The sequence below is a fragment of the Winogradskyella sp. Asnod2-B02-A genome, assembly GCF_045063645.1.
In the GTDB taxonomy this organism is placed as follows: Bacteria; Bacteroidota; Bacteroidia; order Flavobacteriales; family Flavobacteriaceae; genus Winogradskyella.
In genome coordinates this window covers 2,099,229-2,114,247 of the sequence record NZ_JBEFOG010000027.1, presented here as the reverse complement: position 1 = coordinate 2,114,247, position 15,019 = coordinate 2,099,229, and the positions used below count along the sequence as shown (strand labels likewise).

Genomic DNA, 15,019 nt, shown 5'->3' with positions numbered 1-15,019 from the left:
AACAAATATACACTTATGATTATACAAGACGTAATTAATCACTTGCACAACTTAGCACCTTTGGCTTATGCTGAGGATTTTGATAATGTTGGGCTACTTGTTGGCAATAAAAATGAGAAGGTCTCTGGGATTTTAGTCACACTAGATACGCTCGAAACTGTAGTAGATGAAGCTATTGAGAATAATTGTAATCTTATAGTAAGCTTCCACCCTATTATATTTTCAGGCCTAAAGAAACTTACAGGAAAAACTTATGTTGAGCGTGTAGTCATTAAAGCCATTCAGAATAATATTGCGATTTTTTCTATTCATACAGCTTTAGATAATGCTTTTCAGGGCGTAAATTCCATTATCTGTGACCAATTAGAGCTAACAAATAAAAAGATTCTAATACCACAATCTGGAACCATAAAAAAATTACAAACCTATGTGCCAAAAGCTAACGCAGAAGCCTTAAGGACAGCTTTGTTTAGCACAGGTGCAGGTAGCATTGGCAATTACGAATCTTGCAGTTTTAACGTAGAAGGAGAAGGTACTTATCTTGGCAATGAAGACGCTAACCCAGTAATTGGTAAAAAAGGAATATTACATACTGAGAAAGAAACGGCAATATCAGTAACATTTAAGAAACATCTTGAATCTAAAGTCTTAAAAACATTGTTTGAAGCACATCCTTATGAAGAAGTCGCTTATGAAATTTCTACATTAGAAAACAACAATCAGCATATTGGCATCGGAATGATAGGTGAGCTTAAAAACGCTATGGAAACCGAAGATTGCTTAAAATATATTAAAGCTAAGATGCAAACAGACTGCATTAGGTATTCTAAATCATTAAATAAACCGATAAAACGTATAGCCGTTTTGGGTGGCTCTGGTAGTTTTGCTATTTCTGCGGCAAAGGCTGCCAATGCAGATATTTTAGTCACAGCAGACTTAAAATACCACGACTTTTTCAGTGCTGAAAATGCCATTGTTTTAGCCGATATTGGACATTATGAAAGCGAACAGTTCACAAAATCGTTTTTAGTAGACTATCTCTCGAAAAAAATCACTAATTTTGCAATCATTTTATCAAAGACAAATACAAATCCGATAAAGTATTTATAATTATGGCAAAAAAAGCTGAAGTTTCTGTTGAAGAGCGATTAAGAGCACTATATGATTTACAATTAATTGACTCTAGAGTAGATGAAATAAGAAATGTCAGGGGTGAGCTTCCTTTAGAAGTTAGAGATTTAGAAGACGAAGTTGAAGGACTTAACTTAAGAATGGAAAAGTTAAATGATAGCCTTGCTATTATTGACGATGATATTAAAGGAAAGAAAAACTTAATTGAAGAAGCCAAATCTTTAATCTCAAAATACAGTGAGCAACAAAAAAATGTTAGAAATAACAGAGAATACAACTCACTAACTAAGGAAGTTGAATTTCAAGAATTAGAAATTCAATTGGCAGAAAAGCACATTAAAGAGTTTAAAGCGCAAATAGAGCAGAAAAAAATAGTTATTTCTGAAACTAAAGACCGTTTAAAAGATCGAAATGCGCATTTAAAGCATAAAAAAGGTGAGCTTAACGAAATTTTGAAGGAAACTGAAAAAGAAGAAGAAGCACTTAACGATAAATCATTAGATTTTCAGAAGAAAATTGATGATCGTTTAGTAAAAGCATACCACAGAATTAGAAATAACGTTAAAAATGGCTTAGCTGTTGTAGCAATTGAGCGTGGTGCTTCTGGAGGATCTTTCTTTACCATTCCACCACAAGTACAAGTAGAAATTGCTTCTCGTAAAAAAGTAATTACTGATGAGCATAGTGGACGTATCTTAGTTGATGCGGCATTAGCTGAAGAAGAAAAAGTAAAAATGAATAAATTATTTGCTAAACTTAGTAAGTAGATTTTTCAACACATCATATTTTTAAGCCTTTGCAAATGCAAAGGCTTTTTTTATTTATGATAATTTTAGAATAATTGGTTTTAAGGAATTGTATCTTATTGCGACTATAAGAAAAAGAAAATTACAAACTCAGAATTCAAATTTTGATATTCTAAAATAAATCTGAAATAAATGAAAAAATTACTCAGTATTATAACCATTACCTTATTATTTAGCTGCCAAAACCAAGCACAAGTAAACCCTAAACAGCAAGCAGTTATTAATGCAGAACCTATTGTTGTTCCTTTAAAAGACGGAAAAGCAAGAGCTTATTTTGCTAGCGGTTGCTTCTGGTGTGTAGAAGCCATTTACGAAAGCGTTAAAGGTGTTGAAGAATCCATTTCTGGATATGCTGGCGGATTTACAGAAAACCCAACCTATGAAGCAAGTAATACAGGAAAAACAGGCCATGCAGAAGCTGTAGAAATTATTTATGACCCTGAGGTTATTACTTTTTCAGAATTGGTTGATGTCTATTTTGGATCGCAAAACCCAATGCAAGTAAATGGACAAGGACCAGATAATGGTTCACAGTATCGTTCTATTATATTTTATCAAAATGACGAACAGAAGAAAATTATTGAAGATAAAAAAGCAGCTTTAGCCAAAGAATTAGATGCTAAAATTGCCGCAGAAGTCTATCCTTTTCAAAAGTTTTGGGTCGCTGAAGATTATCATCAAAACTATGAGCGTTTACATCCCAATCAAGGTTATATAAGAAATATATCTATTCCTAGATTAAATAAATTTAAAGCTAAGCTCCCTGAGTTATTAAAGAAAGACAATAAGCATTAATAAAAAAGCCTGAACATGTGTTCAGTCTTTTTTTATTATATTTTAGTAGCCTTAATTTCAAAAATCATTGGAAATTTTTGATCTATCAATTTATACATACCTGAACCTGTTTTTACTAAATCTGGGAATACATCATACGGACTTTCATCATATTCATTAAGGTAATCAATTTTTAAACCTGCTTCAATAAGTGAATTTATCACTTCGCTTAGACCATGATTCCAGCCATACTCTTTACTTACCATTTTTGAATCTTGATTAGCATAAGTTCCTTCGTACTCGTCATAAATCACCTCATCTTGACTGTAATGATATTTCATTTCTGATATACCATCAATGTAATCAAACATCCAAGCAATGGGATGAAATTCTACAATATAAAACGTTCCTCCAACTTTTAAGCGCTCGGAAATCATTTTTGCCCACGGTTTTAAATCTGGCAACCAACCAATGGTTCCATAACTTGTAAAAACAATATCAAAAATTTCTGAAACATGGTTAGAGGTATCTAAAACATTACAGCATACAAACTCAGCATTCAACTGTAATTCTGTATTTAGCTGTTTTGCTAATTTCACACCTTCGTCACTTAAATCTATACCAACACACTTCGCTCCCATTCTACTCCAACTTAACGTGTCTTGCCCAAAATGACATTGTAAATGCAATAGAGATTTACCTTTTACATTTCCTAACGCCTTTAACTCATAAGGCATCAGTGACGTTTTCCCTTTTTTAAAAGCATCTAGATTATACATTTCGCTTTCTGAATGTATGGCTACTTTTTTATTCCAAGTTGTTCTATTAACTTCAAAATAATTCGTTTTCTCTTTCATGTTGGTTAATTTAGCATGTAATTTAAAACATCTTTTAGTATGAAGCCATTATATCTCAGTTTAATCTGCTTAGTTCTTGTATTCAGTTGTAAATCTGACAAAGAAAAAACTAAAGTACTAGAAGAACAAAACGAAGTCTCAATCGCAAAAAAAATAGCGAATGCTCATGGTTTCAACAACTGGCAAAATGTTTCTGAAATCAATTTCACTTTCAACGTTGATCAAAACAACATCCATTTTGAACGTTCTTGGAGTTGGAATACGAGAACAGATGCCGTTTGGTCAGCAATAGAAAAAGACACAACTAATTACTCTAGAAAGAAATTAGATAGCTTGACAATATCACTTGATAAAAAATTTGTAAATGATAAATTCTGGTTATTAGTGCCATTTCAATTAGCTTGGGATACTTCTGCAACAATTTCAAAACCAAAAAAAGCAGAATCTCCAATTAGTAAAGAACCATTAGATATGATTACTATAACTTATCCCAATGAAGGAGGTTATACACCTGGTGATGCTTACGATATTTATTTTGATGAAAGTTTTTTAATCCGAGAATGGGTTTTCAGAAAAGGAAATTCTAAAGAACCATCGCTAACTACAACTTTTGAAAACTATAAAGATTATAAAGGCATTAAAATTGCTACAACCCATAAAAAAGCAGATGGTGAATGGAATCTAAATTTTACAAATGTTAGCATTACTTTGGATCACTAAAAATATAACTTACTTTTGTAATCTATAATGTAAGATTCGCGTATTAAGAATTTTCTTAAATATGCATAGCTTACATTTTCCGCCTTATGGCGTCTATATATATTAAAGCACTTTTATTATTTAATGGAAGTGCTTTATTCTTTTATAAAAATAATGTTATATCTGTTGATTTTGTTGATTTTCTAAATGTGTTGTTATACTAAACATAAATGTAGAACCCTCACCTTCTTTACTAATAAGCGACAAATTCCCTCCTAACAACTTCACATAAGCTTTAGCTATAGACAAGCCTATTCCCGAACCATGAAGTGCATTTTTATTGGTAATATCTACTTGATAAAAAGGGTTAAAAATAGTTTCCATTTTATCTTTAGGTACACCAATACCAGTATCTTCAATAGAAAAATTTAATTCCGAATTATTAGACTCAACACTAAGTATTATAACATCTCCTTTAGAGGTGAATTTTATAGCGTTTTCAATTAACTTTTTTAACACAATAGTAATTTTAGCCTCATCTGATTTTATCAATTTTAAAGATTCTGAAACATTATTTTTAAGAATAAACTTTACTCCCTTTAATTCTGCCTCAAGCGAAAAAAGCTTATAAATAGTAGAAATTGTTTCATCAATATTAAACGTAGTAACATTAATCTTCATTACACCTGTTTCTATTTCAGAAATATTTAATATCCCAGAAATAACGTCGAGTAGCTTTGAGCCATTTTGTTCTATAATACCTATAAATTCTTTAAAATCCTTATCATTATTCGCTTCATAATCCTTTAAAAGCTCGGCAGATCCTAAAATACCATACATAGGTGTGCGTATTTCATGGCTAATATTTGCTAAAAAGGCAGATTTTAACTGATCAGATTGCTCTGCTCTTTCCTTTGCTATTATTACATTTTTATGTTTTTCTATAAGCGCTTCTTGCAAATGGTTTTCTTTTAATAGTGCATTATGCAAGCGATCCACTAAAAATGAAACTGAAAGCACAGCCATTAAAATAAAAAGAATATTATTAATAAACACAATTACTATTACTTCAAATTCTTCGTCTTTAAAAATCGACAAGTCAACAAGGTTAAAATATAGAGTTATAGCGATTAATAAATATCCAACCCCTGAACAAACTACTGTTTTAACACCTGCTTTTTTTCCACTATATAGTGTTACTAAAATACAAAGCATAAATAAAAGTAAACCATTGCTACTTCCTAAACCGATATATAGCAGAAGGGCAAATGACAAGAAAAATAAATTTGAAGAAAAAACCATTTTCTTTAAGCTTAAACTCATTTTGTTATTAAAAAACAAAAAGCAAATAAGAAAAAAAGCAATAGTATCTACATAAAAAACAAACCATTTCCCCATTAAAATGACCGTAATAGCACTAGGAATGTAAGAAATTAAACCTATTGGAAGAATTAATATTAAAATGGAAATAAATAGTTTATCTCTAAAATAAGACAAATCATCTTGTTGGTTTCCTTTAGAAAACCCACTATATTCAATATACCATTGGTGATATGAAGACCATAGTCTCTTTAGCATATATAAAATTGATTGATTAGACCAATCTAAAGAGAAAATGTTAATTAAACAATAATTTTCTATCTAATTAATGATCTCATAATAGAGGGTTTCGTCTATTATCTAAATATCATATAATTATGCTATTTTTGTTACAAACCGAAAAACCTTTAAAATTGTCCAACTATCAACTCGGTCTTGATTACGCAAAAAAACAAGACGAATTAGACGAATTATCTAGCTACAGAGCACAATTTCATATTCCAAAAGACAAAGATGGCAATGAGCTTATTTACCTCTGTGGAAATTCACTTGGCTTGCAACCAAAATCAACAAAAGCTTATATCAATCAAGAGTTAGAAGATTGGGCAAACCTCGGAGTTGAAGGCCATACAGATGCCAAAAATCCGTGGTTACCTTATCATGAATTTTTAACAGAAGCCACAGCTAAATTAGTGGGAGCAAAACCCATTGAAGTCGTAACTATGAATTCCCTTACAGCGAATCTTCATTTTATGATGGCTTCATTTTACCAGCCAACGAAAGAACGTTATAAAATCTTGATTGAAAGTGATGCGTTTCCGTCAGATAAATATGCTGTAGAATCACAATTACGTCATCATGGTTACGATGATAAAGAAGGTTTAGTTTTATGGAAACCAAGAGAAGGCGAAGAATTACTAAATTATAAAGATTTAGAAACCATTCTTGAAGCACAAGGCAACGAAATTGCACTTATTATGGTTGGAGGTGTCAATTATTATACTGGTCAGTTTTTCGATTTTAAACGCATTACAGACCTTGGACACAGTTACGGTTGTAAAGTTGGGTTCGATTGTGCACATGGTGCAGGAAACGTAGATTTAGATTTACATAATTCTGGAGCCGATTTTGCCGTTTGGTGTACTTATAAATATTTGAATTCTGGCCCAGGAAGTTTATCGGGTTGTTTTGTTCATGAGAGACATGCCTATGATAAAACCTTAAACCGATTTACAGGTTGGTGGAGCCACAATAAAGATACACGTTTTAATATGCGACATGAGTTTGATGTGTTACCAGGCGCCGAAGGTTGGCAACTCAGTAATCCACCAATTTTATCCATGGCAGCTATAAAAGCTTCTTTAGATATGTTTAATGAAGTCGGATTCGATAAAATTCTAAAAAAATCGAAAAAACTAACTGGTTATTTTGAGTTTTTATTGAAAACATTAGGTGAAGATACCATCAGAATCATCACACCCGAAGATCCTGATGAACGTGGTTGCCAATTATCTATTCAAGTATTAAATGCAGATAAATCATTACACGATAAATTAACCGAAGCAGGTGTTATTAGCGATTGGAGAGAGCCGGATGTTATTAGATGTGCACCAATTCCGCTGTACAATTCATTTGAAGATGTGTATCTTATGGTTGAAAAAATGAAAACAATATTAAAAAACCCATCCTAGTTATTTAGCAAAAAAGGAACTGTAATGGATTTATTAACAAAAACAGAATACTGATTGAATTAAGAACGGAATAATTAAACTATTAAGTCCTAAATCAATTCGGAGAATTGAACATCAATCTGCAGAAATAGAGAGCGAAAAAGCGGAATTGCGAAGGAATTTCCTCAGATTGATTGTGATTTTTGGTTCGTTTGCATCAAGGCAAATGAACAGAAAAATAAATATATGAATAACAAAAAACAAAACATACTAATCATCGGCGCAGGACTCTGCGGAAGTCTACTAGCCTTAAGACTAGGACAAAGAGGCTACAACGTTACTGTTTACGAAATGCGTCCAGACTTAAGAAAAACAGACATCTCTGCTGGTCGTTCTATAAATTTAGCATTTTCAGACAGAGGTAACAAAGCCATGAAACTTGTTGGTATTGAAGACAAAGTAAAGGAACTTTGCATACCAATGAATGGCAGAATGATTCATGATAAAGACGGCAACACCTTTTTATCAAATTATAGTGGTCGCGAGCATCAATATATTAATTCAATTTCTAGAGGTGAACTAAACGGTTTGTTACTAAACGAAGCCGAAAAGCACGAGAACGTCACTATTAATTTCAATAAAAAATGTAAATCTGTAGACTTTGAAAATACTACAGCTACATTTCAAGATTACAACTCTAAAGAAGAATTTATTGAAGATGCGGATTGTATCATAGCAACAGACGGAGCAGGTTCTGCACTTAGAAAAAGCTATTATCTAGGCAAGAAATTTCTATTCAGCTTTTCGCAAGATTATTTAAGTCATGGTTATAAAGAATTAAGCATTCTACCAACTGAAAACGGCGACTATAAAACCTACAAAAACGCATTACACATTTGGCCTAGAAGTAGTTTTATGCTGATTGCCTTACCAAATTTAGATGGTAGTTTTACAGTCACACTATTTTTAAGTTATGCTGAAGGCGAATACAATTTTAATAATTTAACAACACCAGAATTGGTAACAGAATTCTTCCAAAAAGAGTTTCCAGATGCATTAGCAATTATGCCCAATTTAGTGGATGATTTTTTCGAAAATCCAACAGCTGCATTAGGAACCGTAAAATGTTCACCTTGGCATTATAAAGGAAATACACTATTGATGGGAGATTCTGCACATGCTATTGTACCTTTTTATGGTCAAGGTATGAATGCCTCTTTTGAAGATGTGGTTGAATTTGATAAAGTTTTAGACCAAAATTTAGAAAACTGGGAAGCTACTTTTACGGCTTACGAAAAAAACCGAAAGAAAGATACTGATGCCATTGCCGATTTAGCGATAGATAATTTCCACGAAATGAAAGGTCACGTATCAAATCCTATTTTTCAAGAAAAACGAAAAATAGAAATGGCTCTAGAAAAAGAGTTTCCAACGGAATACGATTCTAAATATAGTTTAGTAACTTTCAACGCCACGGTAGGCTACAGAGAAGCCATGTTAAGAGGAAGAGCTCAGGATAAAGCGATTTTAAATATGTTAACGGATAAAATTATTTCACCCGAAGACGATTTAAGAGACATTCTAAAAAAAGTAAAAGCAGAAACTGAAGCTATTTTAGAAGATGATAAAATTGCTGGGTTACATTAGCAGTAAGCAGTAAGCAGTAAGCAGTAAGCAGTAAGCAGTAAGCAGTAAGCAGTAAGCAGTAAGCAGTAAGCAGTAAGCAGTAAGCAGTAAGCAGTAAGCAGTAAGCAAAAATTAAAAAAATGGGATTAAAATAAAAATCAGTAAAAATTAATGTCCCAAATTTCGACCGCGTCGGAAACAACGATTTTCAGAAATAATGAACGAAAGAGCGTAGATGCGAAGCGAAGCTTCAAGCACGAAGTTCTGAAAGTGAAAGTTGCGCAGCAATTTCCTAATAAATCGTTTTGAATTTTTGGTTCGTTTTGTTTCAAGACAAAATGAACTATAAAAAATAAAATTATGAGTAACAATAACGGAACAGGAGTAACACCAAGAGGAGCCTATCCACACGTAAAACAAGTCGGAGACTTCATATTCGTTTCGGGTACAAGTTCTCGACGTGCGGACAATACTATTGCAGGCGTTGACTTAATCGACGACATGGGAACAAAACGTTTAAACGCTTACACCCAAACCCAAGAAGTCTTAAAAAACATAGAAAAGAACTTAGCAAAAGTTGGAGCCAGCTTAAAAGATGTGGTAGATGTGACCTCTTTTTTAGTCAACATGAATGACTTTGCCGACTACAACAAAGCCTACGGAGAATTCTTTGAAAAAGAATCAGGACCAACCAGAACAACAGTTGCAGTGCATCAGTTACCTCATCCTGATTTGGTGGTGGAGATTAAGGTTATGGCTTATAAAAAACTTTAAATGCAGCCATTTGTAATTATCATAGCGTTATTCTCTGCGCTTTTTTCTTATGCGGATGCAGGAAACATTTATCGTTTTAATCTAGAATTAGAATCGAAAAGTGGTGAGAGACTAAATGGTTATTACTATCACTATTCTTATGACAAATACGATGAAAATACGGATTATGGTAAAAGGTTAGAAAACCTACTAAACAAAAATAGTATCACAATTTACACTCTTATTCAAACAAAGAATCTCGGTGAGTTACAACTAGATTTCACTTCAAACAATTATAAAATAGAAATAGATTTAAATAATTTTAAAAAAATAAGAATTATTAATTATTCGGAGCCTGAAGTATACCATCCACTTGTTGAACTTTCTCCGAAGGAATTCTTATTAATTGGAAGTAAAAATCCGGAAATAGAATTTATATATAACCAAAAAATAGGTGAAAATTGTAATTATATTTTGTTATGTTGGAACTCAAAAACTGATTTATCTAAACACAAAAAAGAGATTTCACATGAATTAAGTTTATTTAGCAAAAACCTTTCTTCAACCCAAAATCGAATGCATAAGTATTTATCACTCAAAAAAGAAGAACTACTTAACAGATATTCAATATTAATGATAAATCATTGTAGCGCGTTATAAAATGGAAAATATCAAAAATTACATAAACGGAGAATTTTTGCTTCCTCTTGCTAATGGGTGCATTAACAACTACAATCCATCTAATGGCGAGGTTTATGGAGAAATCCCAAACTCATCCAAAAAAGATGTTGAAAACGCCTATATCGCAGCAAAAACTGCATTTCCAACATGGAGCAAAACCACTTTAGAAGAACGTAGTAGAATTCTAATTAAAATTTCAGAATTACTAGAAGTTAACTTAGACCGTTTTGCAGAGGCCGAAAGTAAAGACAATGGCAAACCTATTTCGTTAGCAAAAGCCGTTGATATCCCTAGAGCAGCAAGTAATTTTCGATTCTTTGGAAATGCGATAACGCAATTCGCGAGTGAAAGTCATGAATCCGTTGGTCAAAATGCTATTAATTACACCTTACGTCAACCCATTGGAGTTGTCGGATGTATTAGTCCTTGGAATTTACCACTATATTTATTCACATGGAAAATCGCACCAGCATTAGCTGCAGGAAATTGTGTGGTAGCCAAACCAAGCGAAGTCACACCAATGACAGCTTATTTACTTGGCGAAATCTGTAACGAAGCAGGTTTACCAAAAGGTGTTTTAAATATTGTTCACGGATTAGGAACCTCAACAGGACAAGCCATAATTGAGCATCCAGACATTAAAGCCATAAGTTTTACAGGAGGCACAGCAACAGGAGCTCACATTGCCAGAGTCGCTGCACCTCTATTCAAAAAATTATCATTAGAATTAGGCGGAAAAAACCCAAATATCATTTTTGCTGATTGTGATTATGAGGACATGTTGAATACCACAGTGCGTTCTTCATTTGCAAACCAAGGGCAGATTTGCTTGTGTGGCAGTCGCATTTTTGTGGAAGCTTCTATCTATGAAAAATTTAAAAAAGACTTTGTTGAAAAAGTAAAAGCTTTAAAAGTTGGACATCCATCTGAAGCAGACACCAATATTGGAGCCTTAGTTTCTAAATCGCATTTAGAAAAGGTAAAAGATTACATTGAAATCGCTAAAGACGAAAACGGAACTGTTTTATGTGGTGGAAATGAAGTAACAATTAAAGGTTTTGAAAATGGTTATTATTTAGAACCTACGGTTATAGAAGTTCCAAATGATGATTGCAGAGTAAACCAAGAAGAAATATTTGGACCTGTCGTTACTATAATGCCATTCAATTCAGAAGACGAGGTTTTAGAAATGGCAAACAAAGTAAAATATGGATTATCAGCAACATTATGGACCAATAACTTAAAACGTACCATGAAACTTAGTAACCAGCTACAAGCCGGAATTGTTTGGGTGAACACTTGGATGATGCGCGATTTAAGAACACCATTTGGAGGTGTAAAAGCATCTGGAGTTGGACGAGAAGGTGGTTTTGAAGCTTTGCGTTTTTTTACGGAAGCTAAGAATGTTTGTATAAAGTACTAACAAATTCCTGCGAAGGCAGGAATCTCATGAATTGAAACGAAATTATTAATTATATAATACTGATTATATTTCAGTATTAACTTAAAAAGATTCCTGCCTTCGCAGGAAATTATATGGACTTACAACTAAACAACAAATACGCACTAGTCTGCGGCAGCACAGCAGGAATAGGTAAAGCAACAGCAATGGCTTTAGCAGCAGAAGGTGTACAAGTGACACTAATTGCGAGAAATGAAGGCAAACTAAAAACAGTACTTTCCGAATTACCTCAACAAAGACCACACGATTATATTGTGGCTGATTTTTCAAATCCTGATGATTTAAAAGCAAAGGTTTCAGAATATATTTCAAACCATCATGGCTTTCATATTTTAGTAAATAATACAGGAGGCCCAAAAGGAGGTCCTATTTTCTTTGCTGAAGTTGATGAATTTGAATCGGCATTTACCCAACATTTAAAATGTAATCATGTGTTAGTTCAAACTACCGTTCCTTTTATGAAAGAGGAAGGTTTTGGTCGCGTCATTAATGTGATTTCAACATCTGTGAAACAACCATTAGATGGTCTTGGAGTTAGTAATACGATTCGTGGCGCAGTGGCAAATTGGAGTAAAACGTTGGCTAATGAACTTGGACAGTTTGGTATTACCGTAAACAATGTTTTACCTGGAGCCACTGGTACAGAACGTTTAACTCAAATTATAAAAAACAAATCGGCAAAATCTGGGAATACTGAAGAAGAAGCTGCCAATGCCATGAAAAATGCAGTACCAGCAAAACGCTTTGCGCAACCAGAAGAACTTGCCGATGCTATCACCTTTTTAGCAAGTGAACGTGCTGCTTATATTAACGGAATTAATCTTCCTGTAGATGGCGGAAGAACAAAATCTTTGTAACTTTATGACTTGTCATTCCTGCGAATGCAGGAATTCAAAATAAAAGCAATAATAACATAGATTCCTGCCTACTCAGGAATGACAAAAAAACAACATAACCATGAGCAAATTATTTCCACCTATAAATTTTAAAGAATGGATTGAAGAAAATCGTCATTTGCTAAAACCACCTGTTGGTAACAAAGTAGTTTGGAAAGATGGCGACTTTATTGTAATGGTTGTTGGAGGACCTAACGACCGTACAGATTATCATTATAATGAAACACCAGAATTTTTCTATCAAGTAGAAGGAGACATTGTTTTAAAAGTCATTGATGATGGTGTACCAAAAGACATTCATATTAAGGAAGGCGATATCTTTTTATTACCACCAAAAGTGCCGCATTCACCGCAACGTGGACCAAATACTGTTGGTTTAGTTATAGAATATCCAAGGGATGAAGGCGTAAAAGACAAATTGCAATGGTACTCTGAGAAAGATGCTAATCTGCTATACGAAGAGGAATTTACTTTGGATAACATAGAAACCGATATGCCTGCAATTTTTGATAGGTATAATAAGACAATTAAAAAAGATTAAACTAGAAATAAACTTCCCGTAACCCAACCCTAATATGAGTAAACGCAAACTAAGAATAAACGGTCACTCACACCTTCTTCCTTATCCTGAAGAAATTCCTCAATTCATGAAAGACAAAGGTATTTTTTGGGTCGATAAAGACCGAAAATTTATGCTTCAGAAGGATTGGAATCGTCCAATTACTGATTCTAGTTTTTTCTTAGATGAAAAGTTAGAATGGATGGAGCGTAATAAGCTAGACCATGCTGTGGTTTTAAACTTATCTCAACTTTATGGTAACGGTTTAAGGGTTGAAGAAATGAAGCAAGCTTTGCGTTTTCAGAATGATTTTAATGCTAAAGTGCAACATAATCATCCGAGTAAATTTACATGTGGCTTTGTTGTTCATCCTGGTTTTGTACGAAGTGCATGTTGGGAAATTGAACGTTGTGTGGAAGTTTTAGGGATGCAACTCTTATGTTTACCAACACATTATATGGATTCCATAGGCACTTGGCGCTGTATTTTTGACGAAGAAAATGAACCCATTTTTGAAATGGCCAATAAATATAATTTAGCTGTTGAAATTCATCCTTATGATGGTGAAAAATTTATAAAACTTGAAAATATATCTTGGCGTTTTCATTTGATATGGATGTTAGCACAATGTGGAGACGCTTATCACTTTTTAACGCTGAATGGCTACCAAGATAAATATCCTAACATGAGGACTTGTTTTGCTCATGGCGGACAATTGGCACAAATTAATTTAGGACGACGTATTCAAGGATTTGATGGACGACCAGATTTATTTGAAGGCAAAAGTCACCCAAGAAAAGCAGTTGGTCATAAAAATATATTCTTTGACACTTTAGTACATGACACAGGTGGTTTAGAATTATTAATTAGAAATCAAGGAGCTAAACAAGTTATAATGGGATTAGATGACCCTTATCCGCTAGGCGAAATGGAAAGCGAAAAACAATCCTCTTACCCTGGTAAAATACTTGATTTAGCTGTAGATAGAAAAATTATTACAGAAGTAGAACGAGATGCTATTTGGGAAGATAATGTTATTCAATGGTTGTGTGGAGATGATGAAGTAGCTAAAAAGAAATTAGTAGATAGAATTTTATCCTAACAGTTTTCTGTGTCTTATTGCTATAACTTAAATTATAATTTATGTATTTCTTGCCCGAAAACTTAGATAAATATGTAGTTGAACATTCTGAACAAGAACCCAAACTACTACAACAGCTCACTAGAGAAACATATCAAAAAGTATTACAACCTATAATGCTTAGTGGTCCATACCAAGGTCGTGTTTTGAGTATGATTTCAAAATTAATTAGACCAAAATCTATTTTAGAATTAGGTACATTTACGGGTTACGCTACATTATGTTTAGCCGAAGGGCTTAATGAAAACGGCACACTTCACACCATTGATATTAATGAAGAATTAGTTGATTTTCAAAGATCGTATTTTGATAAATCTGAATTTGGAGAACAAATTATTCAACATACTGGTAGTGCTTTAGATATAATTCCTCAATTAGACGACACATTTGATTTGATCTTCATTGATGCTGATAAACCAAACTATTCCAATTATTTCCATTTAATTATAGACAAATTGAACAAAGGAGGTGTTATTCTTTCAGACAATGTATTATGGCATGGAAAAGTTGTAGAACCTTTAGATGAAAAAGATAAATCTACCAAAGCCGTTTTAGATTATAACACACTTCTTAAAAACGACGAACGTATTGAAACTGTTCTTCTACCCATCAGAGACGGTTTAACAATTAGTAGAAAAAAATAA

General features: G+C 33.1%; 15 protein-coding genes. 13 read left to right on the top strand and 2 right to left on the bottom strand.

Annotated features, from left to right (window positions below; all coding sequences use genetic code 11):
- The first annotated feature begins 15 nt into the window (after window positions 1-15).
- The 3 genes from ACJJVO_RS17000 (at window position 16) to msrA (ending at window position 2,732) form a co-directional block, all read left to right on the top strand.
- Window positions 16-1,110: a Nif3-like dinuclear metal center hexameric protein gene (locus ACJJVO_RS17000; RefSeq protein WP_405576280.1), complete on the top strand. Its 1,095-nt coding sequence runs from the start codon at window positions 16-18 to the stop codon at window positions 1,108-1,110.
- 2 nt (window positions 1,111-1,112) lie between these two features.
- Window positions 1,113-1,898, top strand: a complete 786-nt coding sequence (locus tag ACJJVO_RS16995) for a zinc ribbon domain-containing protein (RefSeq protein WP_405576278.1) — start codon at window positions 1,113-1,115, stop codon at window positions 1,896-1,898.
- 171 nt (window positions 1,899-2,069) lie between these two features.
- A complete protein-coding gene (gene msrA / locus ACJJVO_RS16990; protein WP_405576276.1) occupies window positions 2,070-2,732 on the top strand; it encodes a peptide-methionine (S)-S-oxide reductase MsrA in 663 nt (220 codons plus the stop codon).
- A 35-nt stretch (window positions 2,733-2,767) separates the two neighbouring features.
- Here msrA and ACJJVO_RS16985 read toward each other — a convergent pair whose 3' ends face one another.
- Window positions 2,768-3,568, bottom strand: a complete 801-nt coding sequence (locus ACJJVO_RS16985; protein WP_405576274.1) for a class I SAM-dependent methyltransferase — start codon at window positions 3,566-3,568, stop codon at window positions 2,768-2,770.
- Between the two features lie 39 nt (window positions 3,569-3,607).
- On the opposite strand from ACJJVO_RS16985, the gene ACJJVO_RS16980 reads away from it, so the two are divergent.
- On the top strand, window positions 3,608-4,288 hold the full coding sequence (locus ACJJVO_RS16980; protein WP_405576272.1) for a hypothetical protein: 681 nt from the start codon (window positions 3,608-3,610) through the stop codon (window positions 4,286-4,288).
- Window positions 4,289-4,444: 156 nt separating this feature from the next.
- Here the strand turns inward: ACJJVO_RS16980 and ACJJVO_RS16975 are convergent, their stop codons facing one another.
- Window positions 4,445-5,845, bottom strand: a complete 1,401-nt coding sequence (locus ACJJVO_RS16975) for a sensor histidine kinase (protein ID WP_405576270.1) — start codon at window positions 5,843-5,845, stop codon at window positions 4,445-4,447.
- 119 nt (window positions 5,846-5,964) lie between these two features.
- Here ACJJVO_RS16975 and kynU point away from each other — a divergent pair, with 119 nt between their 5' ends.
- The 9 genes from kynU (at window position 5,965) to ACJJVO_RS16930 (ending at window position 15,019) form a co-directional block, all read left to right on the top strand.
- Entirely contained in the window at window positions 5,965-7,278 is a 1,314-nt protein-coding gene (gene kynU / locus ACJJVO_RS16970; RefSeq protein ID WP_405576268.1) for a kynureninase, read from the top strand.
- 225 nt (window positions 7,279-7,503) lie between these two features.
- Window positions 7,504-8,904, top strand: coding sequence for an FAD-dependent oxidoreductase (locus tag ACJJVO_RS16965; protein ID WP_405576266.1), 1,401 nt, complete (start codon window positions 7,504-7,506; stop codon window positions 8,902-8,904).
- A 339-nt stretch (window positions 8,905-9,243) separates the two neighbouring features.
- Window positions 9,244-9,657 (top strand): RidA family protein, encoded by a 414-nt coding sequence (locus ACJJVO_RS16960; RefSeq protein ID WP_405576264.1) that lies wholly within the window; start codon window positions 9,244-9,246, stop codon window positions 9,655-9,657.
- A complete protein-coding gene (locus ACJJVO_RS16955; RefSeq protein WP_405576262.1) occupies window positions 9,658-10,296 on the top strand; it encodes a hypothetical protein in 639 nt (212 codons plus the stop codon).
- Between the two features lies 1 nt (window position 10,297).
- Complete coding sequence (locus tag ACJJVO_RS16950) at window positions 10,298-11,740, top strand: aldehyde dehydrogenase (RefSeq protein WP_405576260.1); 1,443 nt, start codon at window positions 10,298-10,300, stop codon at window positions 11,738-11,740.
- Window positions 11,741-11,853: 113 nt separating this feature from the next.
- Window positions 11,854-12,636, top strand: a complete 783-nt coding sequence (locus ACJJVO_RS16945) for an SDR family oxidoreductase (protein WP_405576258.1) — start codon at window positions 11,854-11,856, stop codon at window positions 12,634-12,636.
- A 100-nt stretch (window positions 12,637-12,736) separates the two neighbouring features.
- The gene (locus ACJJVO_RS16940) at window positions 12,737-13,216 is read left to right on the top strand and encodes a 3-hydroxyanthranilate 3,4-dioxygenase (RefSeq protein WP_215935193.1); all 480 of its coding nucleotides are present in this window, start codon (window positions 12,737-12,739) and stop codon (window positions 13,214-13,216) included.
- 34 nt (window positions 13,217-13,250) lie between these two features.
- A complete protein-coding gene (locus ACJJVO_RS16935) occupies window positions 13,251-14,336 on the top strand; it encodes an amidohydrolase family protein (protein WP_405576256.1) in 1,086 nt (361 codons plus the stop codon).
- Between the two features lie 41 nt (window positions 14,337-14,377).
- The gene (locus ACJJVO_RS16930) at window positions 14,378-15,019 is read left to right on the top strand and encodes an O-methyltransferase (RefSeq protein WP_405576254.1); all 642 of its coding nucleotides are present in this window, start codon (window positions 14,378-14,380) and stop codon (window positions 15,017-15,019) included.

Bases quoted from the DNA above. Each gene is read 5' to 3' on its own strand.
- ACJJVO_RS17000 (WP_405576280.1), top strand. From the start codon at position 16: ATGATTATACAAGACGTAATTAATCACTTGCACAACTTAGCACCTTTG.
- ACJJVO_RS16995 (WP_405576278.1), top strand. From the start codon at position 1,113: ATGGCAAAAAAAGCTGAAGTTTCTGTTGAAGAGCGATTAAGAGCACTA.
- msrA (WP_405576276.1), top strand. From the start codon at position 2,070: ATGAAAAAATTACTCAGTATTATAACCATTACCTTATTATTTAGCTGC.
- ACJJVO_RS16985 (WP_405576274.1), bottom strand. From the start codon at position 3,568: ATGAAAGAGAAAACGAATTATTTTGAAGTTAATAGAACAACTTGGAAT.
- ACJJVO_RS16980 (WP_405576272.1), top strand. From the start codon at position 3,608: ATGAAGCCATTATATCTCAGTTTAATCTGCTTAGTTCTTGTATTCAGT.
- ACJJVO_RS16975 (WP_405576270.1), bottom strand. From the start codon at position 5,845: ATGCTAAAGAGACTATGGTCTTCATATCACCAATGGTATATTGAATAT.
- kynU (WP_405576268.1), top strand. From the start codon at position 5,965: ATGCTATTTTTGTTACAAACCGAAAAACCTTTAAAATTGTCCAACTAT.
- ACJJVO_RS16965 (WP_405576266.1), top strand. From the start codon at position 7,504: ATGAATAACAAAAAACAAAACATACTAATCATCGGCGCAGGACTCTGC.
- ACJJVO_RS16960 (WP_405576264.1), top strand. From the start codon at position 9,244: ATGAGTAACAATAACGGAACAGGAGTAACACCAAGAGGAGCCTATCCA.
- ACJJVO_RS16955 (WP_405576262.1), top strand. From the start codon at position 9,658: ATGCAGCCATTTGTAATTATCATAGCGTTATTCTCTGCGCTTTTTTCT.
- ACJJVO_RS16950 (WP_405576260.1), top strand. From the start codon at position 10,298: ATGGAAAATATCAAAAATTACATAAACGGAGAATTTTTGCTTCCTCTT.
- ACJJVO_RS16945 (WP_405576258.1), top strand. From the start codon at position 11,854: ATGGACTTACAACTAAACAACAAATACGCACTAGTCTGCGGCAGCACA.
- ACJJVO_RS16940 (WP_215935193.1), top strand. From the start codon at position 12,737: ATGAGCAAATTATTTCCACCTATAAATTTTAAAGAATGGATTGAAGAA.
- ACJJVO_RS16935 (WP_405576256.1), top strand. From the start codon at position 13,251: ATGAGTAAACGCAAACTAAGAATAAACGGTCACTCACACCTTCTTCCT.
- ACJJVO_RS16930 (WP_405576254.1), top strand. From the start codon at position 14,378: ATGTATTTCTTGCCCGAAAACTTAGATAAATATGTAGTTGAACATTCT.